Source organism: Amycolatopsis minnesotensis (assembly GCF_039529815.1).
Classification (GTDB): Bacteria; Actinomycetota; Actinomycetes; order Mycobacteriales; family Pseudonocardiaceae; genus Amycolatopsis; species Amycolatopsis minnesotensis.
The window spans coordinates 44928-66071 of the sequence record NZ_BAAANN010000043.1; the positions used below are offsets into that span (position 1 = coordinate 44928).

At 71.0% G+C, this 21144-nt stretch carries 20 protein-coding genes; 7 read left to right on the forward strand and 13 right to left on the reverse strand.

From position 1 onward, the window contains the following. The first annotated feature begins 13 nt into the window (after positions 1-13). Positions 14-718 carry an SDR family oxidoreductase gene (locus ABD256_RS37280; RefSeq protein ID WP_344429874.1) on the forward strand — a complete coding sequence of 235 codons (705 nt, stop codon included), beginning with the start codon at positions 14-16 and terminating at the stop codon, positions 716-718. Between the two features lie 46 nt (positions 719-764). Here ABD256_RS37280 and pafA read toward each other — a convergent pair whose 3' ends face one another. Next, positions 765-2123, reverse strand: a complete 1359-nt coding sequence (gene pafA, locus ABD256_RS37285) for a Pup--protein ligase (protein ID WP_344429876.1) — start codon at positions 2121-2123, stop codon at positions 765-767. A 78-nt stretch (positions 2124-2201) separates the two neighbouring features. Here pafA and ABD256_RS37290 point away from each other — a divergent pair, with 78 nt between their 5' ends. The 3 genes from ABD256_RS37290 to ABD256_RS37300 all read left to right on the forward strand — a co-directional run bounded on the left by ABD256_RS37290 (position 2202) and on the right by ABD256_RS37300 (position 5895). Then, the gene (locus tag ABD256_RS37290; protein ID WP_344429878.1) at positions 2202-3689 is read left to right on the forward strand and encodes a bifunctional phosphatase PAP2/diacylglycerol kinase family protein; all 1488 of its coding nucleotides are present in this window, start codon (positions 2202-2204) and stop codon (positions 3687-3689) included. A gap of 134 nt (positions 3690-3823) precedes the next feature. Beyond that, complete coding sequence (locus ABD256_RS37295) at positions 3824-4717, forward strand: alpha/beta hydrolase (protein ID WP_344429880.1); 894 nt, start codon at positions 3824-3826, stop codon at positions 4715-4717. Beyond that, positions 4714-5895, forward strand: a complete 1182-nt coding sequence (locus tag ABD256_RS37300) for an alpha/beta hydrolase (RefSeq protein ID WP_344429882.1) — start codon at positions 4714-4716, stop codon at positions 5893-5895. The genes ABD256_RS37295 and ABD256_RS37300 overlap by 4 nt, the downstream gene beginning before the upstream one ends. A 65-nt stretch (positions 5896-5960) precedes the next feature. On the opposite strand, the gene prcA is transcribed toward ABD256_RS37300, so the two are convergent. The 4 genes from prcA to dop form a co-directional block, all read right to left on the reverse strand. Beyond that, positions 5961-6758: a proteasome subunit alpha gene (gene prcA, locus ABD256_RS37305; protein ID WP_344429883.1), complete on the reverse strand. Its 798-nt coding sequence runs from the start codon at positions 6756-6758 to the stop codon at positions 5961-5963. 54 nt (positions 6759-6812) lie between these two features. Continuing rightward, complete coding sequence (prcB, locus tag ABD256_RS37310) at positions 6813-7667, reverse strand: proteasome subunit beta (RefSeq protein WP_344429885.1); 855 nt, start codon at positions 7665-7667, stop codon at positions 6813-6815. Between the two features lie 60 nt (positions 7668-7727). After that, on the reverse strand, positions 7728-7937 hold the full coding sequence (locus ABD256_RS37315; RefSeq protein ID WP_344429887.1) for a ubiquitin-like protein Pup: 210 nt from the start codon (positions 7935-7937) through the stop codon (positions 7728-7730). A 75-nt stretch (positions 7938-8012) separates the two neighbouring features. Then, a complete protein-coding gene (gene dop, locus ABD256_RS37320; RefSeq protein ID WP_344429889.1) occupies positions 8013-9515 on the reverse strand; it encodes a depupylase/deamidase Dop in 1503 nt (500 codons plus the stop codon). Between the two features lie 41 nt (positions 9516-9556). Between dop and ABD256_RS37325 the strand changes: the two genes are divergently transcribed. Then, on the forward strand, positions 9557-10069 hold the full coding sequence (locus ABD256_RS37325; RefSeq protein ID WP_344429890.1) for an NUDIX domain-containing protein: 513 nt from the start codon (positions 9557-9559) through the stop codon (positions 10067-10069). On the opposite strand, the gene ABD256_RS37330 is transcribed toward ABD256_RS37325, so the two are convergent. The 5 genes from ABD256_RS37330 to arc form a co-directional block, all read right to left on the reverse strand. After that, complete coding sequence (locus tag ABD256_RS37330) at positions 10060-10686, reverse strand: hypothetical protein (RefSeq protein ID WP_344429892.1); 627 nt, start codon at positions 10684-10686, stop codon at positions 10060-10062. The genes ABD256_RS37325 and ABD256_RS37330 overlap by 10 nt on opposite strands. Before the next feature lie 53 nt (positions 10687-10739). Next, on the reverse strand, positions 10740-11690 hold the full coding sequence (locus ABD256_RS37335; protein WP_344429894.1) for an aldo/keto reductase: 951 nt from the start codon (positions 11688-11690) through the stop codon (positions 10740-10742). 186 nt (positions 11691-11876) lie between these two features. Beyond that, entirely contained in the window at positions 11877-12440 is a 564-nt protein-coding gene (locus tag ABD256_RS37340) for a TIGR03086 family metal-binding protein (protein WP_344429896.1), read from the reverse strand. A gap of 190 nt (positions 12441-12630) precedes the next feature. After that, complete coding sequence (locus ABD256_RS37345) at positions 12631-12966, reverse strand: hypothetical protein (RefSeq protein ID WP_344429898.1); 336 nt, start codon at positions 12964-12966, stop codon at positions 12631-12633. Positions 12967-13153: 187 nt separating this feature from the next. Continuing rightward, positions 13154-14962, reverse strand: coding sequence for a proteasome ATPase (arc, locus tag ABD256_RS37350; protein ID WP_344429900.1), 1809 nt, complete (start codon positions 14960-14962; stop codon positions 13154-13156). Between the two features lie 449 nt (positions 14963-15411). On the opposite strand from arc, the gene ABD256_RS37355 reads away from it, so the two are divergent. Next, entirely contained in the window at positions 15412-16275 is an 864-nt protein-coding gene (locus tag ABD256_RS37355; protein ID WP_344429902.1) for a hypothetical protein, read from the forward strand. A gap of 61 nt (positions 16276-16336) precedes the next feature. Here ABD256_RS37355 and ABD256_RS37360 read toward each other — a convergent pair whose 3' ends face one another. The 3 genes from ABD256_RS37360 to ABD256_RS37370 all read right to left on the reverse strand — a co-directional run bounded on the left by ABD256_RS37360 (position 16337) and on the right by ABD256_RS37370 (position 20075). Continuing rightward, on the reverse strand, positions 16337-17161 hold the full coding sequence (locus ABD256_RS37360) for a tRNA (adenine-N1)-methyltransferase (RefSeq protein ID WP_344429904.1): 825 nt from the start codon (positions 17159-17161) through the stop codon (positions 16337-16339). 87 nt (positions 17162-17248) lie between these two features. After that, a complete protein-coding gene (locus ABD256_RS37365; RefSeq protein ID WP_344429906.1) occupies positions 17249-18841 on the reverse strand; it encodes an FAD-dependent monooxygenase in 1593 nt (530 codons plus the stop codon). A gap of 79 nt (positions 18842-18920) precedes the next feature. Then, positions 18921-20075: a site-2 protease family protein gene (locus ABD256_RS37370; RefSeq protein WP_344429908.1), complete on the reverse strand. Its 1155-nt coding sequence runs from the start codon at positions 20073-20075 to the stop codon at positions 18921-18923. Between the two features lie 173 nt (positions 20076-20248). On the opposite strand from ABD256_RS37370, the gene ABD256_RS37375 reads away from it, so the two are divergent. Beyond that, positions 20249-21139 (forward strand): RecB family exonuclease, encoded by an 891-nt coding sequence (locus ABD256_RS37375; protein WP_344429910.1) that lies wholly within the window; start codon positions 20249-20251, stop codon positions 21137-21139. Positions 21140-21144 lie beyond the last annotated feature (5 nt).

Sequence of the window (21144 nt, forward strand, 5' to 3'; positions counted from 1 at the left end):
TACCGTCGGAGGCATGACCGATCGCGTACTCCTGATCACCGGTGCGTCCCGCGGCCTCGGCGCCGCCACGGCACGGCACGCCGCCGCGGCGGGCTACCGGCTGGCACTGGTCTCGCGCCGCACGGAAAACCTCGAAGCGCTCACGGCCGAAATCGGGACCGACCGAGTGCTGGCCCTCGCCGCCGACGTCACCGACTGGGACCAGGTCTCGAACGCCGTCACCGCCGCCGAACAGCACTTCGGCAGGCTGGACGCGGTCTTCGCCAACGCCGGGCTCCTGGTGCCGACCTCGTTCTTCGGCACCGGCGGCGCCGAGCCGCAGCGGTGGCGCGACATGATCCTGACCAACGTCTACGGCCCCGCGATCACCGCGCGGGCGGCGCTTCCCGCGCTCGCCAAGACCAAGGGGCACCTGCTGATCACCGGCTCGGTCGCGGGCCGCGGCATCCGGCCCGGCAATCTCTACTCGGCCACCAAGTGGGCGGTCAGCGGGCTGGCCGGATCGATCAGGGCGGAGGCCGTCGGCACCGGCGTCCGGGTGACCGTGGTGCAGCCCGGCATCGTCGACACCGAGATGATCACCGACGAGATGCGCGCCAAGCCGAAGCTCGACCCCGGCGACATCGCGCGCGCCGTGCTGTACGCGCTGGAGCAGCCGCCCCACGTCGACGTCAACGAGATCGTGATCCGGCCGACCGGGCAGGACCCCGAGCGCTAGCTCGCGCATTCAGCACCGCCGCGCAAGCCACTGCCGAGCTTCCGCGCTAAAGGGAGCCGATCAGGCGTTCCACGCGCTCGTCGACCGAGCGGAACGGGTCCTTGCACAGCACGGTGCGCTGCGCCTGGTCGTTGAGCTTGAGGTGCACCCAGTCGACGGTGAAGTCCCGCCCCGCCGCCTGCGCCGCCGCGATGAAGTCGCCGCGGAGCTTCGCGCGCGTGGTCTGCGGCGGGGTGTCCTTCGCCAGCTCGATCTCGCCGTCGTCGGTTACCCTGCGCACCAGGCCCTTGCGCTGCAGCAGGTCGAAGATGCCGCGACCGCGCCGGATGTCGTGGTAGGCGAGGTCGAGCTGCGCGATACGCGGGCTCGACAGATCGAGGTCGTGCTTGGCCCGGTACTGCTCCACCAGGCGGTGCTTGATCGCCCAGTCGATCTCGGTGTCGATCTTGGTGAAGTCCTGCTGCTCGACGGCGTCGAGCGCGCGGCCCCACAGCTCGATGACCTTCTCCGCGGTCGGGCCGGAGTCGTTCGCCTTGACGTGCTGGACGGCGCGCGCGTAGTACTCGCGCTGGATGTCCAGCGCCGACGCCTCGCGGCCGCCCGCGAGCCGGACCTGCCTGCGGCCGGTGAGGTCGTGGCTGATCTCGCGGATCGCCCTGATCGGGTTGTCCAGCGTGAAGTCGCGGAACTGCACGCCCTGCTCGATCATCTCCAGCACCAGGTTCGCCGCCCCGACCTTCAGCAGGGTCGTCGGCTCGGCCATGTTCGAGTCGCCGACGATCACGTGCAGCCGCCGGTAGCGCTCCGCGTCCGCGTGCGGCTCGTCGCGCGTGTTGATGATCGGCCGCGAGCGCGTTGTGGCGCTCGACACACCCTCCCAGATGTGTTCCGCCCGCTGGGAAAGGCAGTACACCGCGCCGCGCGGGGTCTGCAGCACCTTGCCCGCGCCGCAGATCAGCTGGCGCGTGACCAGGAACGGCAGCAGCACGTCCGCGATCCTCGAGAACTCGCCCGCCCTGGTGACCAGGTAGTTCTCGTGGCAGCCGTACGAGTTGCCCGCCGAGTCCGTGTTGTTCTTGAACAGGAAGATGTCGCCGCCGATGCCCTCGTCCGCGAGCCTGCGCTCCGCGTCGACCAGCAGGTCTTCGAGGATCCGCTCGCCGGCCTTGTCGTGGGTGACGAGCTGGGTGAGGTCGTCGCACTCGGCCGTCGCGTACTCCGGATGCGACCCCACGTCGAGGTAGAGCCGCGACCCGTTGGACAGGAACACGTTCGAGGACCGGCCCCACGATACGACGCGCCGGAAGAGGTACCTGGCGACCTCGTCTGGCGATAGCCTGCGCTGGCCGTGAAAGGTGCACGTGACCCCGAACTCGGTCTCGATGCCAAAGATCCGCCGCTGCATCCCCCAAGCCTAGGCGTAAACCCCCTCCGGGCGGTGCGCCGTTCGGGCGGCGACACGCTTTCGACTAGGTTGCGGCTTGTGCTCAGCCACTTGAAAAAACCGCTCAGGCAGGTCGGGAAAACCGATCGCCAACTCGTCCGCCGCAGCGCCGAACTCCCCCGAACCAGGGCCGACGCCCTGCTCACGGCGGTGAGCAGGGCCGCGAACAAGGGCAGGCTGTGGTGGGTGGTCGGCGCCGTCCTCGCCACCCGGAAAGGTGCGACACGCCGAGGGGCGTTACGGGGCGTAGCCGCCATCGCGGGCGCCAGCGCGGCGGCCAACCTCGTCGGCAAGCCGCTGTTCCCCCGCCGCAGGCCCGCCGCCGAGGAGGTTCCCGAGCACCGGAGGCTCACCAAGCGGCCCACCTCGTCGTCGTTCCCGTCCGGGCACTCCGCCTCGGCCGCCGCGTTCACCACGGCGGTGGTCATGGAAGCCCCGAAGGCCGGGCTCGCGGTCGCCCCGCTGGCCGCCGTCGTCGCGTACTCGCGCGTGCACACCGGCGTGCACTGGCCGAGCGACGTCGGCGCGGGTGTGCTGATCGGCGTCGGCGCCGGGCTCGTCACCCGGCACTGGTGGCCGCTGCACCCCGACGTCCCCGCGCACACAGCGCACGAAGCCGACGCACCCCTCATGGTCGACGGCGAGGACATGCTCGCCCTCGTCAACCCGCACTCCGGTGTCAACGGGCAGGACCCGACCGAGGACGTCCGCTACGCATGGCCGAAGGCGACCCTGCGCTACCCCGATGCCGACGCCGACATCCGCGCGCAGCTCGAATCCGAGATCGAACGGGCGGGCGGCACGATCCGCGCGCTCGGCGTCGCGGGCGGGGACGGCACCGTCGCGGCGGTCGCCTCCGTCGCCGCCGAGCAGGGGCTCCCGCTCGCGCTCATCCCGGCCGGCACCCTGAACCACTTCGCGCGCGACGTCGGCGTCCGCTCGATGCCGGACGCCGACGAGGCCACCGAGACGGGTTCCGCGGTCGGGATCGACCTCGGCGAGGTGGAGATCGACGGCACCAGCGGGCCGGACCGCCGGTGGTTCGTCAACACCGCCAGCCTCGGCGGCTACCCGGAAATGGTGCGGGTGCGGGAAAAACTGCAGGACCGGCTGCCGAAGTGGCCTGCCGCCGCGATCGCGCTCGTCCGCACGCTCCGCCGCGCGCGGCCGCTCCAGGTCGAGCTCAACGGCAAGCGGACCGCGGTGTGGCTGATCTTCGTCGGCAACGGCACCTACGCGCCGAAGGGACTGGCGCCCAGCCGCCGCCCAGCGCTCGACACCGGCCTGCTCGACGTCCGGTACCTGCGCGCCGACCTGCCCTACTCGCGTGCCCGGTTCGTGCTGGCGACCTTGACCAACTCGCTCGCCGCCAGCCGCGTGTACCGCGAGGAGGACATCCCGGAACTCGACGTCCGCCTTCTCGACGGGAACCGCAGGGTGGCCACCGACGGCGAGGTCGGCCCGCTCGGGAACCACTTCCGGTTCCGCTCCCGCCCCAGCGCGCTGACCATCTACCGCAAGCGCTGATCGGTCAGACTTGGTGGTCCCCTCGTCCCTTCTTGGGGATCACCTCATGGGAACCTCAACTCGCACCCATTACCGTCCGTGCTGACAGGCCGCCGACAGTCTCGGCCACGAAGCCGGATCCAAGGCGGACAACCATGCGCGCGCACCCCGTTCACGCCACGGGCCTCCTCGGCGTCCTCGCCATGGTCGCGGCGTGCGCGGCACCTTCGCCCACCGCTCCCCCGTCCGCGGCACAGGCCACCGGGCGGCTCGAAAACGTGACCATCCCGGCCACCGCTTCGGCGTTCCGCGCCAGGGAAGCCCACGTCTACCTGCCGCCGGAAACCGGGGAACCGGGGAAGCACCCGGTGCTGGTGCTGCTCGCGGGTGTCCCCGGCGCCACCGACAACTGGTTCACCCACGGCGGCGCGGCCGAGTTCATCGACGAGTTCGCGACCGCACACGACGGGCAGGCTCCCGTCGTCGTCGCCCCTGACGACACCGGCGAGGACAACCGGGACCTGCTGTGCATGGACAGCCCCGCCGCCGCCGTCGACACCTACCTGAGCCAGGACGTCCCTGCCTGGCTGGAAACCCAGCCGTGGGCCGATCAGGACACCAGCCGGTGGGCCGTCGGCGGGCTCTCCTACGGCGGCACCTGCGCCTACCAGCTCGCCGTCCGCCATCCCGCGCTCTTCCCCACGTTCCTGGACTTCTCCGGCGAAAGCCGTCCGATGCTCGACACCGTCGAAAACGCCGTCAGCACGCTCTTCGACGGCAACTCGCGCGCCTACGCGAAACAGGACCCGCTCGCGATCCTCGCGACGGCCCGCTTGCCCGGCACCGCGGGCATGCTGGCCGTTGGCGACGACGACGAGCCCTACACCGGCGAGCAGCGCGAGGTCGAGACGGCCTGCCGCCGGGCAGGCGTCCAGATCACCTCGGCCGAGTTGCCCGGCGGCCACGACTGGGATGTCTGGCGCGCCGCGCTGCGCCGGGCCGAACCCTTCCTGGGCCAGCGCATGAAACTCGACGGGACGCGCCCATGAGCGACGTCCGCTCCCTGCTGAGCGCCGGTGACCCCACCATTCCCGGCGAGGTGTCCGACCACGCGCGGCAGCTCGGCGCGTTCGAGTCCCCGGTCATCTGGATCACGCTGCTCACCGCCGCGATCTGGCTCATCGCGCTCACCGCGACCCTGTGGCACCGGAAGCGCGCCCGCACCGCCTCCGGCGCGGTCGCGCTGTGCTGCCTGCTGCTCGCGGCCGTCACCTGGGTCAACAGCTACGTCGGGTACGTGCGCACCAACGACGACCTCAGCCGCCTGCTCAAGCGGGGCGTCGGCGCCGCCCAGATGATCGGCCGCCTGCTCGACGACGGCCAGGACGCGCCCGACGACGCGAACGCCCGGCGCGTGCGCCCGACCGGTCCCGTCGCGGACGGCGGCACCCAGATCGACGCGCTGTCCCTGCCCGACCCGGCGCACGCGGTCCCGGCGGGCAGGAACTTCGTCGTACTGCCGCCCGGTTACCACGATCCCGCGAACGCGGGCAGGCGCTATCCCGTCGTGTACCTCCTCCACGGTTACCCGTTCGGCGGACCGGAAGACTGGCTCACCTCCGGCGACGCACCCGCCACCCTGCGGCTCCTGCTCCGCGGCCACACGGTGGAACCGATGATCCTGGTGAGCGTGGACATGACCGCCGGCCAGCCGAGCCAGGACTGGGAATGCCTCGACGTCCCCGGCGGCCCGAAGCTGGAAAGCTACCTCTCCCAGACCGTGGTGCCCGCGATCGACGGCCGCTACCGCACCATCGCCGACCGCGCCCACCGCGCGCTCGGCGGCATGTCCGGCGGCGGGTTCGGCGCGCTCAACATCGGCCTGCACCACGTCGGCCAGTTCGGCTCGCTCCTGATCGCACTCCCCTACGACGACCCCGGCGACGCCGACGCGCTGTTCCGCGGCGACGCCGCCGCGGCACGGGCCAACACCCCGCGCGACTACCTCGCGACCATGCCGCTGCCGCAACGCCCCGCCGTCATCCTCACCGCGGGCACCGGGGCGCCCACCGACGTAGCCACCTCGCGCCGGATCGCCGCCGCGCTCGGCGAACGCGGTATCGAGGCCGTGGTCCACATCGAACGCGGGTTCAACCACACCTGGCACACCGCGCGCGCCACCCTGCCCTACCTGCTCGCGTTCGCCGACCAGCACTTCCCGCGCTGAAACCGGCCCACCGCACGGAAAAGGGCTCGCGCCAGTACTGGCGCGAGCCCTTTTCTGTGCGATTGCTACTCCTTCGCGGAGTCGCCGTCCTTCTGCTCGTCCTCGGTCTTGCCCGCTTCGGCATCGTCCTTCGCGGCGTCACCCTTGTCCGGCGCGGGAAGCACGGCTTCGAGCGCGGCGCCCTCGATCCGCTTGAACGCGCGCCGAGGCCGGTTCCGGTCCAGCACCGCCACCTCGAGCTTCACTGGCTCGCTGTCCCCGTTGCCGTTGGCCGCGGACCCCGACCCGGTGGTCGTCGGCGAGCGCAGCGCGTCGACCGCGATCTTCACCGCGTCCACCAGCGCCAGCCCCGGCTCGTAGCTTTCCTTCAGCTTCGTGGTGATCGTGTCCGCGTGGCCACCCATCACCACGAACCGCGGCTCGTCGCCGATCGACCCGTCGTAGGTCAGCCGGAAGAGCTGGTCCTCTTCGCTGGTCGCCCCGATCTCGGCGACGCACACCTCGACCTCGAACGGCTTGAGCTGCTCGGTGAAGATGCTGCCCAGCGACGCGGCGTAGGCGTTCGCGAGCGCACGCGCGCTGACGTCCCTGCGGTCGAACTGCAGGCCCTTGAGATCGGCGTGCCGGATGCCCGCGACCCGCAGGTTCTCGAACTCGCTGTACCGGCCTACCGCGGCGAAGCCGATCCGGTCGTAGATCTCGGACAGCTTGTGCAACGTGGTGGACGGGTTCTCGGCCACGAACAGCACACCGTCGGCGTACTTCAGCACCGCCACGCTGCGGCCGCGCGCGATGCCCTTGCGGGCGAGCTCGGAACGCTCGCGCAGTACCTGCTCCGGTGAGGCGTACAGCGGCATGGTCACGGGTTTGGCTCCGCTCGGTCGATCTTCAACGAGTCACAGATGGGTCGGGGCGGGTCAGCGCGGGCGCGCCGCTTCGGCACGGGCGTTCACCACGGCCTCGGCCACCGCCTCCGCCTGCTCGGCGGGCAGCGGGAGCGCGCCGTCCTCCGCGGTGACCGTGACGACGGTCGGGAAGATCCGGCGCGCCAGATCCGGCCCGCCGGTCGCGGTGTCGTCGTCGGCCGCGTCGTACAACGCCTCGACCGCAGCCCTGATCGCGCCCTCGGCGCCGGCGTCCGGGTCGTACAGCTTCTTCAGCGCCGACTTCGCGAACATCGAGCCGGACCCGATCGCGTGGTAGCCGCCGAACTCCTCGTACCGGCCGCCCGCCACGTCGTAGGACACGATCCGCCCGCCGCGACGGGAATCGGCGGCCTCGGTGTCGTACCCGACGAACAACGGCACCACCGCGAGCCCCGCCATGGCGGCGTCGAGATTGGCCTTCACCATCGCGGCGAGCTTGTTCGTCTTGCCGTCGAGCGAAAGCGGGACGCCTTCGAGCTTCTCGTAGTGCCCCAGCTCGACCGCGTAGAGCCGCACCATGTCCAGCGCCAGCCCCGCGGTGCCCGCGATGCCCACCGCGGAGTACTCGTCGGTGACGTGCACCTTGTCCATGTCGCGGTTGGCGATCAGGTTACCGGTGGTGGCCCTGCGATCACCCGCGATCAGCACCCCGCCGTCGAAGGTGACGGCCACGATGGTGGTGCCGTGCGGCACCTCGAGGCCGCTCACCGGCAACCGCGCCGCCCGCTCCGGCGACGGCAGCAGCTCCGGCGCCTGCGTCTTCAGGAAATCGATGAACGACGAGGTCGCGGTCGAAAAGTAGGACGCGGGCAGCGCGGCACCCGAGAGCCCCGAGGTGTTCTCCATACGTGCTCGTGATTCCTATCTGTGCGTGGATGTTTCCTGGTGCGCCGGACGCGGTGCGGGCTACTGCCCGCCCTTCTGCACGTAGGCGCGCACGAAGTCCTCGGCGTTCTCTTCCAGCACGTCGTCGATCTCGTCGAGGATCGTGTCCACGTCCTCGCCGAGCTTCTCCCTGCGCTCCTGACCTGCCGAAGTGTCCGGGCCGGACTCATAGCCGCTGTCGTGGCCCTCGTCGGACTCACCCTGCTGCTTGTCGCTCTGTTCCTGAGCCATGCCGCCTCCAGGTGTCGCTGTCTCTCCTAGCCTACTCAGCAGTCATGACATTTTCGCCACGGTGAGCGCCGTGTGTCAGTCCGAACCGGTGAGCGCCTCGACGAGCTGCTCCGCGGTGGCGGACTCGTCGAGCAGCTTCCCCACGTGCGCCTTAGTCCCCCGCAACGGCTCCAGTGTCGGGATCCGCACCAGCGACTCCCTGCCAACGTCGAAGATGACCGAATCCCACGATGCGGCCGCGATCGAGCTCGCGTACTTCTCCAGCGCCCTGCCGCGGAAGTAGGCGCGGGTGTCCGACGGCGGGGTGATGATCGCCGCCTGCACCTCCTCCTCGGTGACCAGCCGCTTCATCGAGCCGCGGGTGACCAGCCGGTTGTACAGGCCCTTCCCCAGCCGGACATCGGAGTACTGCAGGTCCACCAGGTGCAGCCGCGGCGCGCCCCACGCGAGCTGGTCCCGCGCGCGGTACCCCTCCAGCAGCCGCAGCTTCGCGGGCCAGTCCAGCCGGTCCGCGCACTCGGCGGGGTCGCGGTTCAACGCGTCGAGCGTCTCGCCCCAGACCCGCAGCACCTCCTTCGACGCCTCGTCCGCGCCCGTGCGCTCCAGATGCGCGGCGGCCAGCTCGTGATAGGCGTACTGCAGTTCCAGTCCCGTGTACTTGCGCCCGTTCACCAGCGCGACCTTCGCCTTGAGCGTCGGGTCGTGGCTGATCTGGTGCACCGCGCGCACCGGCTCGTCCAGCTTGAGGTCGTCGAACCGGACGCCGTCCTCGATCATGTCGAGCACCAGCGCCGTCGTGCCGACCTTCAGGTAGGTCGAGTACTCCGCGAGGTTCGCGTCGCCGATGATCACGTGCAGCCTGCGGTACTTGTCCGCGTCCGCGTGCGGCTCGTCGCGGGTGTTGATGATCCCGCGCTTCAGCGTCGTCTCCAGGCCCACCTCGACCTCGATGTAGTCCGACCGCTGGGAAAGCTGGAAGCCGGCCTCCTCGCCCTGCGCCCCGATCCCCACCCGGCCCGACCCGGTGACGACCTGCCTCGACGCGAAGAACGGGGTGAGCCCGCCGATCACCGCCGTGAACGGCGTCGACCGCGCCATCAGGTAGTTCTCGTGCGTGCCGTAGCTCGCGCCCTTGCCGTCGACGTTGTTCTTGTACAGCTGCAGCGCGGGCTGCCCCGGCACGGTGGCCGCCTTGAGCGCGGCCTCCTCCATCACCCGCTCGCCTGCCTTGTCCCAGATCACCGCGTCACGCGCGTTCGTCACCTCCGGCGCCGAGTACTCCGGGTGCGCGTGGTCGACGTAGAGCCGGGCACCGTTGGTGAGGATGACGTTCGCCGCGCCGAGGTCCTCGACGTCCGGGTCGTGACCGGGCCCGCCGGGGCCGGCCAGGTCGAACCCGCGCGCGTCCCGCAGCGGCGACTCCACCTCGTAGTCCCACCTGGCCCGCCGAGCCCGGGGGATGTCGGCAGCGGCCGCGTACGCCAGTACGACCTGTGTCGAGGTCAGCACCGGGTTCGCGGTCGCGTCGCCCGGCACCGCGATGCCGTATTCGACTTCGGTTCCCATGATCCGCCGCATGGGCTCCACCCTACGGGTAGCGGCCGTGCGACGATGCCCCCATGCCAGCAGGTGACGAACTCGTGGCCCGCTACGACGCGGACGGCACCGCGGTCGGCAGCACCACCCGTGCCGACGTGCGGGCGAGGGGACTCTGGCATGCGGCCGCCGTGGTGCTGGTCCGCTCCGGTGACGGCAAGTCCGTCTACGTGCACCTCCGCGCCCCGGACAAGGACGTGTTCCCCGGCGCGTACGACTGCTGGGCAGGTGGTGTGGTCGCCGCGGGCGAGGAGCCGGCCGACTGCGCCGAACGCGAACTCGCCGAAGAGCTCGGAATCCGCGGCGTGGCACTGGAACCGCTCTTCACGCACGTCTTCGACGAGCCGCCGATCCGCTGCCACAACTTCGCCTACGAGGTCCGCTGGGACGGCGAGATCACGCACCAGCCCGAGGAAATCGTCTCCGGCGGCTGGATGTCACTGGCGGAACTGCGGAACTGGGCGGAAGACCCGTCGGGCCCGCTCGTGCCCGACGGCAGGCTCGGCGTGCTGGAGTGGTTCCGCCGCTACGGCTGAACGCCGCCGAGCTTGCCTGCCGCCACCGGCGCCAGCCGCTTCGCCGCATCGACGGCCCGCGCTTCGCTGGAAGCGGCCACATCGATCACCGACAGCAGATCGCCCTTCGCGACGAGCACCGTGCACGTCGTCCCCGAGGACCACGCGGACACCGCGTCCGCACCCGGCGGCGACGCGATCGCGACCGGCCTTCCCGCGCAGCCCAGCGTCGGCACCATCTCGGCCGCCTTGCCACCGGGGTAGGCGGCCACGCGCTGGCTCAGCAGCGCCCCGCTCTGGTAGCGCCAGTGCGCCGACACCGCCTGCGGCGGCATGCCCGCGGGGCAGCCCGCCGCCGGGGGCGCCTCCGGCGCGCGGCGGACGCCTTCCTCCGCGAGGTCCGGATCCGACAGCAGCGCGGTGGCCGGTTCGACCGTCGGCGGCGCGGCGACGGGCGGCTGGGCGGGGCTCGGCGGCTCCGAGGCGGGTGGTGCATCGGACGCGGCGGACGCCGTCGTCGGCGGCGTCGTCTCGTCGTAGTACGTCTCGAGGTCGTTCGGCCGGTCCGCGCAGCCGGCGAGTCCGGCCAGTGCGAACGCGGTAATGGCTGTGACACCCGAAATCCGCGTACGGCGCACGGTCTGCCCCCTCCGTAACCTCTTCCCGACCGCGCCGACCCTAGTGCAGGGCGTCAGCGCCACTGCAGCGAGGACCGCCGCGCCCAGTACGCCTCGGCGTTTTCCGCCGGTTCCGCCAGCGCCGCCAGCTCGGCCCCGGAAAGCGCCGCCTTCGTTCCGTCCAGGTTGGACGCCAGCTGCGCACGGCTCGACGGGCCGATCAGCACGGTGTCCGCCCACGGCTGTGCCAGCGCCGCGGCCACCGCGATCGCGTCCGGTCCCACGCCGTGCGCCGCCGCGGCCGCCCGCACCTGCTCCGGCGGATCGACTACGAGCCTGCCGTTCGCGAGGGTTTCCTTCAGCAGCACGGTAAAACCCGCTTCACGCACCTCGGCCAGCGCTTCCCCCACGGAGGGCTCCAGCACGTTCCAAGTGGACTGGACCGCGGTGAACACCCGCTGCCCCGCCACTTCGAGCGCGCTCGCCCGGCGCACGACGTCCGCCTGCGCGGGGCCGGAGGTCGAAAACCCGACGCGGACGCCGCTCGCGGCCAGCTCGGCGAGCGCTTCGAGCAACGGCTCGTCGGTGAACAGCGGACTGTCCGGTGTCAGCGAATGCACCTGGTAGAGCGAAATCGCGGCACCGAGCAGGCCGGTGCTCTCCGTCCACTGTGTACGGAACCGGCCGAGCGAGTGCTCCTTCGCCTCGTGCACCTCGGCGTCGAGCCGCCAATCGCCGACGTAGGCGTAGCCCCATTTGCTCGAGACCAGGACGTCGCGGTGACCGCGTTCCCGCAGCCAGCTCGCCAGGAAGTCCTCGGCCAGCCCGTAGGACCTGGCCACGTCCACCTGCCGGACACCGGCCAGGTAGGCGTCGTCGAGCACTTCGTGCGTCGCCGCGCGCAGGGCGGGCACACTCCGGTCGGCAGGCAGGGCGCCGTCCCGCCCGAGGTTGATGTAGGCGGGCCTGCCGAGCGCCGCGAGACCGAGCCCTGTCCGGTCGATGCGGGTGCGGGGTGACGTCATGCGCTTGACGGTAACCGAAGGTATTCGCACTTTCAGAGCCGCGCCGTATAGGTCGTTATACATTTGGTGGGGGCATCGCCAGCCGACCGGTGGCCGAGGCGGAACCCTTCGCGGCCGTCACGGGTACATCCGCCGGGAAGTCACCAGCGGCGACCGGCGCGATATCCCGCGCCGGTCGCCCGTCCGTCAGACGGTGCGGCCCAGCATGGAAAGCAGCTGAACGGCGGGGTCAGTGCTGGCGGTGGGGACCGGAGCGGCGAAAATTCCCAGGCCGGCCACCCGCTCGGCATTGGCACGCGCGTAGACCAGGCAGTTGCCGACCGCGGCCGGATCGAGCGACTCGTCCTGGCCGGACGCACGGGCCAGATCCCACTCGTGGACGGTCAGGTCGACGAGCATCTGGTCCGCGTACACGGTGAGCGGAGCCTCTCCGAAGGAGAACCGGGCCGTCCCGGACAGATCGGCGCCGTCCCACGCCTCGAGGGAGCGCTCCGCCGCCTCATCCCACGCACGCACGGGGTCGACGCCGACCACGTCGCCGTCGTAGCGGTCACCCACCTGCTCCAGGGTCTCCCCGGCGAGCAGGTGCGGGACCCACAGGTGCTCGCCGACCAGGTGGTTGACAAGATCTCGGATCGTCCACTCGGTACACGGCGTCGCATCGTTCCACTGTCGGCCCTCGACCGCGTGCACCCGTGCGCCGAAACGATCGATAGCACCGGGAATCAACCGCAGGGCGGAATTCGGCATGGCAAAAGATTACGGCATGATCAGGGCAGGCAGCAGCCCACGGACAAGAGTGCTTCCGCGGCAAGGCAATCCGGATACGAAAGCGTGATCTTCGAGGAAGAATTCGTCGCGGTCACAATCCGGGAGCGCGCCAGTGCCGGAGTTCGCGGACGCCGACGCCGCCAGGTTCGCCGCGGTGGCGGGAGAACGCTCAGCTTTCGCGGCGGCGCAGCAGTTCGAGGAACTGCTCCGAGTTCAGCACCTGCCGATGTAGCTTCTCCAGGCGCGCGGCGGGCGCGCGGACGTAGCCCTTGCCGAACACCGGCGCGATCTGGCGCAGGCTCGCCCCCGCCTCCCGCGCGGCCAGCAGTGCCCAGTCCGACGCGTTGGCGCAAGCCGTCGACGCCGCGCGAAACTCACCGAGCAGTTCGATCAGCTCGTCGGCGTCGAGTTCGCCACGGCGAACGGATTCCGCCACCGTCTCGAGCCAGTTCATGATGCCCGCGGAGGTCACTGGAGCCGAATGCCGGGGCCGTTGCTCATCCATGCCACGCAGTATAGGACGTTATACGTTTATCCTCTCGTCCGCCCGCACGGCAAGGCAACGCGGCCGAGGAGTCCACAATGGACGTTCCCGGGGTGATACCGGAACACCCTCCGCTCTTGGCGGGCACGGCCCGGAAACGACGGTGCGGGGCCGCGTCCGAAGACGCGACCCCGCACCGTTGGTTCACCTACAGGTATTGACCGGTGTTCGTCGCGGTGTCGATCGCCCGCCCGGAGTCCTGGTTCTTGCCGGTGACGAGCGTGCGGATGTAGACGATCCGCTCGCCCTTCTTGCCGGAGATCCTGGCCCAGTCGTCCGGGTTCGTGGTGTTCGGGAGGTCTTCGTTCTCCGCGAACTCGTCCACGATGGCGTCGAGCAGGTGCTGCACCCGCAGGCCGGGCTGCTTGGTCTCCAGCACCGACTTGATCGCCGCCTTCTTCGCCCTGTCCACGATGTTCTGGATCATGGCGCCCGAGTTGAAGTCCCTGAAGTACAGGACCTCCTTGTCCCCGTTGGCGTAGGTGACCTCGAGGAACCGGTTGTCGTCGCTCTCCTCGTACATCCGCTCGACGGTGTGCTGGATCATCGCGTCGATCGTGGCCTTGGTGTCCCCGCCGAACTCGGTGAGGTCGTCGGCGTGGATCGGCAGCCCGGCCAGCAGGTACTTCGAGAAGATGTCCTTCGCGCCCTCGGCGTCGGGACGTTCGATCTTGATCTTCACGTCCAGCCTGCCCGGCCGCAGGATCGCGGGGTCGATCATGTCCTCGCGGTTGGACGCGCCGATCACGATGACGTTCTCGAGCCCTTCGACACCATCGATCTCCGACAGCAGCTGCGGGACGATCGTGGTCTCCACATCGGAGGACACCCCGCTGCCGCGGGTGCGGAAGATCGAGTCCATCTCGTCGAAGAACACGATCACCGGAGTGCCCTCGGACGCCTTCTCGCGCGCCCGCTGGAAGATCAGCCTGATGTGCCGTTCGGTCTCGCCCACGAACTTGTTGAGCAGTTCGGGACCCTTGATGTTGAGGAAGTACGACTTGGCGTCGGCCGCGTCGCCATCGCCCCGTGCCAGCGCCACCTTCTTGGCCAGCGAGTTCGCCACCGCCTTGGCGATCAGCGTCTTCCCGCAGCCGGGCGGCCCGTAGAGCAGGACGCCCTTCGGCGGGCGGAGCTGGTACTCCAGGTAGAGGTCGGCGTGCAGGAAGGGCAGCTCCACCGCGTCGCGGATCTGCTCGATCTGCCTCGTCAGGCCACCGATGTCCTCGTACTGGACGTCCGGGACCTCCTCCAGCACGAGGTCCTCGACCTCGGCCTTCGGCACCCGCTCGTAGGCGTAGCCCGCCTTCGAGTCGACCAGCAGCGAATCGCCCGGCTTGAGCGTCTGCTCGGCCAGCGGGTCGGACAGCAGCACCACCCGCTCCTCGTCGGCGTGGCCGACGACCAGCGCGCGCGAACCGCCGCCCTCGGTCTCGGGGGCGAGCACCTCCCGCAACGCGCACACTTCCCCGGTGCGTTCGAAATCGCCGCCCTCGACGACGGTGAGCGCCTCGTTGAGCCGCAGCGCCTGGCCGCGCCGCAACGACTCGATCTCCACCGCGGGCGACACGGAAACCCGCATCTTCCTGCCCGAGGTGAACACGTCCACCGTGTTGTCCTCGTACGCGGTCACGAACACGCCGTAGCCGCTTGGCGGCTGGGCGAGCCGATCCACCTCCTCACGCAGAGCGAGCAGCTGGCCCCGCGCCTCGCGCAGGGTTTCCACCAGCTTGCTGTTCCGCTCGGTCAGCTGGCTGATCCGCTCCGACGCCTCGGCGAGCCGCTGCTCGAGCACGCGGTTCTGGCGTGGCGAATCGGTCAGTTTCCTCCGCAGCAGGGCCACTTCCTCTTCCAGGAAGCGCACCTGCCGCGCCTGCTCGTCCGGCGTCGTTCCAGCTCCACTCGTATCTGAAGGGTCGGCGTCCTCGTGCCGACCTCCGGGAAGGTCGTGTTGCATGTCGGCACCTCCTCGGAGTGCTTTTCAAACAACGGTACCGGCGATCACCGACAAGGACAGCCCTTACCGCATCACAGGATCGGCGCGTCGCGTGTGGAACACCACCGGGACGGAGTCGCAAGCGGCCGATCTGGTACTCCCTCCCGGGATGAAATCGTTACGCTCCGTCGCACTGCTTCCGGGTGTGTCGCCCGTAAGCGGTTCAGCATCGACGTTTTGTCCGTCTTGACCTTTTGGTCAGGATGTGCGTGCGACGCGGTAACGATCAGCCGCGAGTCGGCGATAGCGTTTAGTTGCCTCACGTTACGATCCGGGCATTCGCCGAGGAAATCTTTTCCGAGTCGCGAACCGGATGCCGCTCGGGCGCGTCGGAACCGAGCGAGCGCGCACCTGGCTCCCGCACCCGCCAGGCGCGAGAAAACGTACGAGATGACTAGGGGGCAACGCCCGTGACCTACCCGCCGCAGCCGCCGGGGCCGCAAGGCCAGCCCGACCCCTACGGGCAGGGCGGCCAGTACGGCCAGCCCAACCCGTACGGGCAGCAACCCGGTGGTGCCTACCCGCAGAGCGGCCCCCAGCCCCAGCAGAACCAGCCTGGCGGCACCCAGCAGTTCGGCCAGCCCGACCCCTACGGCCAGTACGGCCAGCAGCAGGGCGGTTTCGGCCAGCAAGGTGGTTTCGGCCAGCAGGGCGGCTACCCGCAGCAGGGCGGCTACCCCGACCAGCAGGGCGGCTACCCCGCGTTCCCCGGCGGTCCCGGCGGCGAGCCGCCGAAGTCGAACAAGACCGGCCTGATCGTGGGGCTGTCCGTGCTCGGCGTGGTGCTCGTCGGCGGCATCGTGTGGCTGATCATCTACCTGACCGGCGACGACAAGGACACCCCGGCGGCGGCGCCGTCGAGCCAGCCGCAGCCGTCGGCGGGCAGCAGCCCGTCCAGCAGCGGGCGCCCGTCGACCGGTTCGAGCCGGTCCGGCTCCCCCTCGACCGGGCCGAGCAGCTCGTCCTCCTCCGGCGGCGGCGGTGGCTCGGCCGAGGACGTGGCGGCGCTCAAGGAGCTGGGCACGAAGTTCGCCAGCGCCTACTCGAGCGGCAACATCCCGGACATCAAGACCTTCTCGTGCGACCCGGCGCAGATCAAGGACGACACCCCGCCGTCACCGGGCACCACGCTCGGCAGCACCCCGCCCACGGTCACGAACGAGGACGCCAAGATCTACTTCCTCACGCCGGAGGGCAAGGGCAAGGAGCTGTACCTGCCCGCCAAGAAGCAGAACGGCACCTGGTGCATGGCCATCAAGACCAAGACCTCCTGACGGCACGACAAGCACGGGGCCCCGCGGGATCTGATCCCGCGGGGCCCCGTGCTTGTGGTGCTCAGCCCTTGCTCGGCCGCCGCTGCGGCCTTGGCGGGGTCACGCCGTCGGCGAGCCTGCGGGTGGTCAGCAGGAACGCGGTGTGCGCGACCATCCGGTGCTCCGGGCGCACCGCGAGCCCGACCACGTGCCACGGCCTCATGAGCGTCTCCCACGCCTGCGGCTCCGTCCAGCAGCGGGCCGCCCTGATCGCCTCGGTGATCGTGGAGAGCTGGGTCACCGTCGCCACGTACACCACCAGCACCCCGCCCGGCACCAGGCTCTTCCCGACGGTGTCGAGCTGGTCCCACGGCGCGAGCATGTCGAGCACCACCCGGTCCACCTCGCCGGTGTGCGTGGCGAGATCCGCGACCGTGAGCGTCCAGTTCTCCGGCCTGCCGTGGAAGAACCGGTCGACGTTCTTCGCCGCGTGCCCGGCGTGGTCCTCGCGGATCTCGTACGAGCTGACGGTGCCCTCCGGCCCGACCGCGCGCAGCAGCGAGCAGGTCAGCGCGCCCGAACCGGCGCCTGCCTCCAGCACGCGAGCGCCGGGGAAGATGTCACCGTGCATGACGATCTGCGCGGCGTCCTTGGGATAGATCACCTGCGCGCCACGCGGCATGGACAGCACGTAGTCCGCGAGCAACGGGCGCAGCGCGAGGTAGGAGGTCCCGCCGCCGGAGGCGACCACCGATCCCTCCGGCCTGCCGATCAGGTCGTCGTGCGCGAGCGCACCCCGATGCGTGTGGTACTGCTCGCCCTCGGCGAGCACCAGTGAGTAGTGCCGTCCCTTCGGATCGGTCAACTGCACCCGGTCACCGGCCTGGAACGGCCCGCTTGCCGACACTGAACCTCCATCATCCCGTGCGAATTGACCGATCCTCGCAGACGGGGCGCGGGGTACCGGCGGCGGCCGGACGAGTCGCGGACGGGGTCAGCCCACCGGCTCGTGCTCGGAGGCCGGTGCGCCGGCCCAGCGGTGCAGGACGGCTTCCAGGCCCGCGGTGGCTGTGGTGGCTGTGGTGTCGGCGGTGTCGGTGGTGTCGGCGGTGTCGGTGGTGTCGGTGGCCCAGGCGACCACCCCGTCCGGGCGTACCAGCACCCCGGCCGGCGCCGCGTGGTCGTCGAGCACGCTGCGTACCCGCCCCGCCCAGCCGGCTGCGATGCGGGCGAACGCGCCGTCCGGAGTGCGGTCGAGCAGCAGGAACCCGCCACCGTGACCGTGGTCGGCCAGCCGCGAGCCGTCCCTCAGCGACAGATCGGGGACGTACCGGCCGACCAGCGGATGAGCACCGGGCAGGTCGACGCGCTGATCGACGCCGGAGATCTTCTTGACCGCGTAGGTCGTGCCTTCCCTGGTGCCGAGCAGATCGGCCACGACCCCGCGGAGCGCGGCCGACTTGGCGTCCCCGCGCAGCACCCCGACCTGGGCCCGCGTCCAGTCCAGCACCCAGGCGCCGAAGGGGCGGCGCTCGGCCTCGTAGGTGTCGAGCAACCCCTCGGGTGCCCACCCGGCGAGCACGGCGCCGAGCTTCCAGCCGAGGTTCACCGCGTCGCCGACCCCGAGGTTGAGCCCCTGCCCGCCGAACGGCGGGTGCACGTGCGCGGCGTCGCCTGCCAGCAGCACCCGGCCCGACCGGTAGGCCGCGGCCTGGCGGGTGTTGTCGGTCCAGCGGGTCGGGGTGGCGCGCAGCGCGGTCACCGTGACGTCGGTGCCCGAGACCCGGCGCAGGCTGGTCTGCAGCTCGTCGAGGGTGACCGGCGCCGACCGGTCGGCGGGGCCGCCGCCGAACTCCACCGTGGCCACCCGGCCGGGCTGCGGCCCGTAGCGGTAGGCGCCCGCGGACGACCACGCCCAGCCGTTCGCGAGCTTCTCCGGGTCGGCGATGTCGGCGACCGCCTGATACCCGGTGAACTCGGGGTCGGTACCGGGGAAGCCGATGCCCGCGAGGCGGCGCACGGCACTGTGCCCGCCGTCGCACCCGGCCAGCCACCCGGTGCGCACCTGGCCGTCGGTGGTGCCGACGAGCACGCCGTCACCGGTGTCGTCCAGCGCGGTGACCTCGACTCCGCGACGCACCGGCACCCCCAGGCTCGCGACGTGCCCGGTGAGCAGCGCCACCAGCTCGGGCTGCGGCACCATCCGCGCGCCCGCGGCCGCGGTGTGCGCGGCGAAGTCGGGATCGGCCCAGTCCACGAGGTCGGCGTCGAGGACCATCCCCGCGAAATGCCCGGTGAACCGCGTATCGACCGTTCCCCCGCGGTCCCCGCCCGCGGCGTAGGAACCCACCCGCCCGAGCGTCTCGCGCTGCACCTGTTCGACGGCGGGCAGCAGGCCACGGCGGGCGAGCGCCTCGGCGGTCGGGATGTTGATCGACTGCGCCTTCATCGCCAGGTCCGGCTCGGCCAGCCGCTCGATCACCTGCACCTTCGCCCCGGAGAGCGCCAGCTCGGCGGCGAGCACGAGACCCACCGGCCCGGCTCCGACCACGGTCACGTCCACGTCCTGCTTCACGGTCTTCGTCACGAACAACATTCGACTGCACGAACTAAGTTCGTGTCAAGCGACGATTGTTCGTCACACCCGATGGACGGATGAGCGGGAGCTAGGAAACCGGCCTGCCGGACATCGCCGCGCGGAGGTCTTCCCGGCGCAGCACCCCGGCGGGCCTGCCCTCCTCGTCGACGACGAGGAACTGCCACGCCGGTGTCTCGCGGACGCGCTCGGCGATCTCTTCCGACGGTTCCGAAGCGAGGAACACCGTCTCGGCCCTGATCGGCTCCGCGGCCAGCTCGGCAGGCGACTGCGGCGATTCGCTCGCGAGCCGCTGCGCCGCGGTCTCGTCGAGCAGGCCCGCCGCCACGCCGTCGGCGCGCACCAGCACCACACCGCGGCCGGCGGACGCGGCGAGCGCGTCGGACACCGGACTCTCCGCGGGGAGCTGCAGCACCGGCCGGACCAGTTCGCTGATCGACAGCCCGGCAGGCCATGCGCGCCGGTTCTCCGCCGCCAGTTCGTCGCTGGCGCCCACCGCGACGAACCACGCCGTCACCACGCACACGCCGAGCCTGAGCCAGCGATCTTCGCTACCGGAGGCGAGGCCCCACAGCGCCCACACGAGCAGCCCGAACGCGACCAGCCCGCCGCCGGCGACCGCGGCCTTCGTCCCGGTCGGCCTGGCCCCGGTCGCCGCCCACACCCCGGCGCGCAGCAGGCGCCCGCCGTCGAGCGGCAGGCCGGGCAGCAGGTTGAACAGGCCGACGGCGAGGTTCGCGACCGCGCACTCGGCGACGAGAAGCCAGGCCGCGCCACCGGGCGGCACGGCGAGCAGCAAGCCACCGCAGAAGGCCGCGAGCAGCACCGACACCACCGGGCCCGCCGCGGCCACCATGCCCTCGTGGCCTGGTTTGCGCGGGGTGCGCGCCACCTCGGACAGGCCGCCGAGCAGGAACAGCCGGAGCCTGCGGACCGGGATGCCCAGCCGCAGCGCGACGAGGCAGTGCCCGAGTTCGTGCGCCAGCACCGACAGGCCGAGCAGCACCGCGAAGGCGGCGGAGAGCAGCCACGAGGTGAGGGTGCTCGCACCGGGCAGGAAACGGCCCACGAGCGGCGTGTAGAGCACCACGATCACCAGCGACCCGATCCACCACGACGGCGCCAGCAGCACCGGCACCCCGTCGACCCTGAACAGCAGCAGCCCGCCGTCCACGGCGATCGCCCGCCTGGACCGGCTCGTGCCCTGCTCGCTCGTCGCGGCCATGGGGTAAAGGGTAGAACGCGCGCTGTGGGACCACCGTGATCCGGGCGGCAGGTTCCCCCCTCGCGTACGGGTGGTCCTGGTCCCGTGCAGGTCGCGGGCCGGTGACACACCACTCCCCCGGCCGCCCCGCGTGCCGGGGAGATCCTGTCGGTGCCCTGCCCTACGGTGGGCCCATGTCCCAGACCGCGACCACCGATCCGCAGCCGGAAGCGAGCAGCGCCCCGCGCCGCCGCCCAGCGCTGTCGCCGTCGCGCGCGAGCGACTTCAAGCAGTGCCCGCTGCTCTACCGCTTCCGCGCGGTGGACCGGCTCCCGGAGGTGCCGACGAAGGCGCAGGTCCGCGGCACGCTGGTGCACTCGGTGCTGGAGAAGCTCTTCGCACTGCCCACCGCCGAGCGGCTGCCGGAGCGCGCGAAGGAACTGCTGGCGCCATCGTGGACGGAGATGTCCGCCGACCGTCCGGAGTGGACGGCCCTGTTCGACGACGACGAGCAGGGCGAGGTCGAGAACTGGCTCGGGTCCGCGGCGAAGCTCGTGGACAACTACTTCGAGCTGGAGGACCCGCGCCGGCTCGAACCGGAGGCGTGCGAGCAGCACATCGAGCTGGAACTGGACTCCGGGGTGCTGCTGCGCGGCTACGTCGACCGGATCGACGTGGCGCCCACCGGCGAGATCAGGGTCGTCGACTACAAGACGGGCGCCGCGCCGAGGCAGATCGGCGAGGCCAAGGCGATGTTCCAGATGAAGTTCTACGCGGTCGTGCTGTGGCGGCTGCGCGGCGTGGTGCCGCGCCAGCTCAAGCTCATGTACCTGACCGACGGGCAGGCGCTCACCTACGCACCGGACGAGGCCGAGCTGCGCCGGTTCGAGCGCACCCTCGAGGCGATCTGGCAGGCGATCCTGCGCGCGGGCAAGACCGGCGACTTCCGGCCGAACCAGAGCAAGCTGTGCGGCTGGTGCGATCACCAGGCGCGCTGCCCCGAGTTCGGCGGGACACCGCCGGACTACCCGGGCTGGCCGGAGCCCGATCCCGGCGAGGAAAGCCCGCTCGACCGCGCCGACTGACGCGT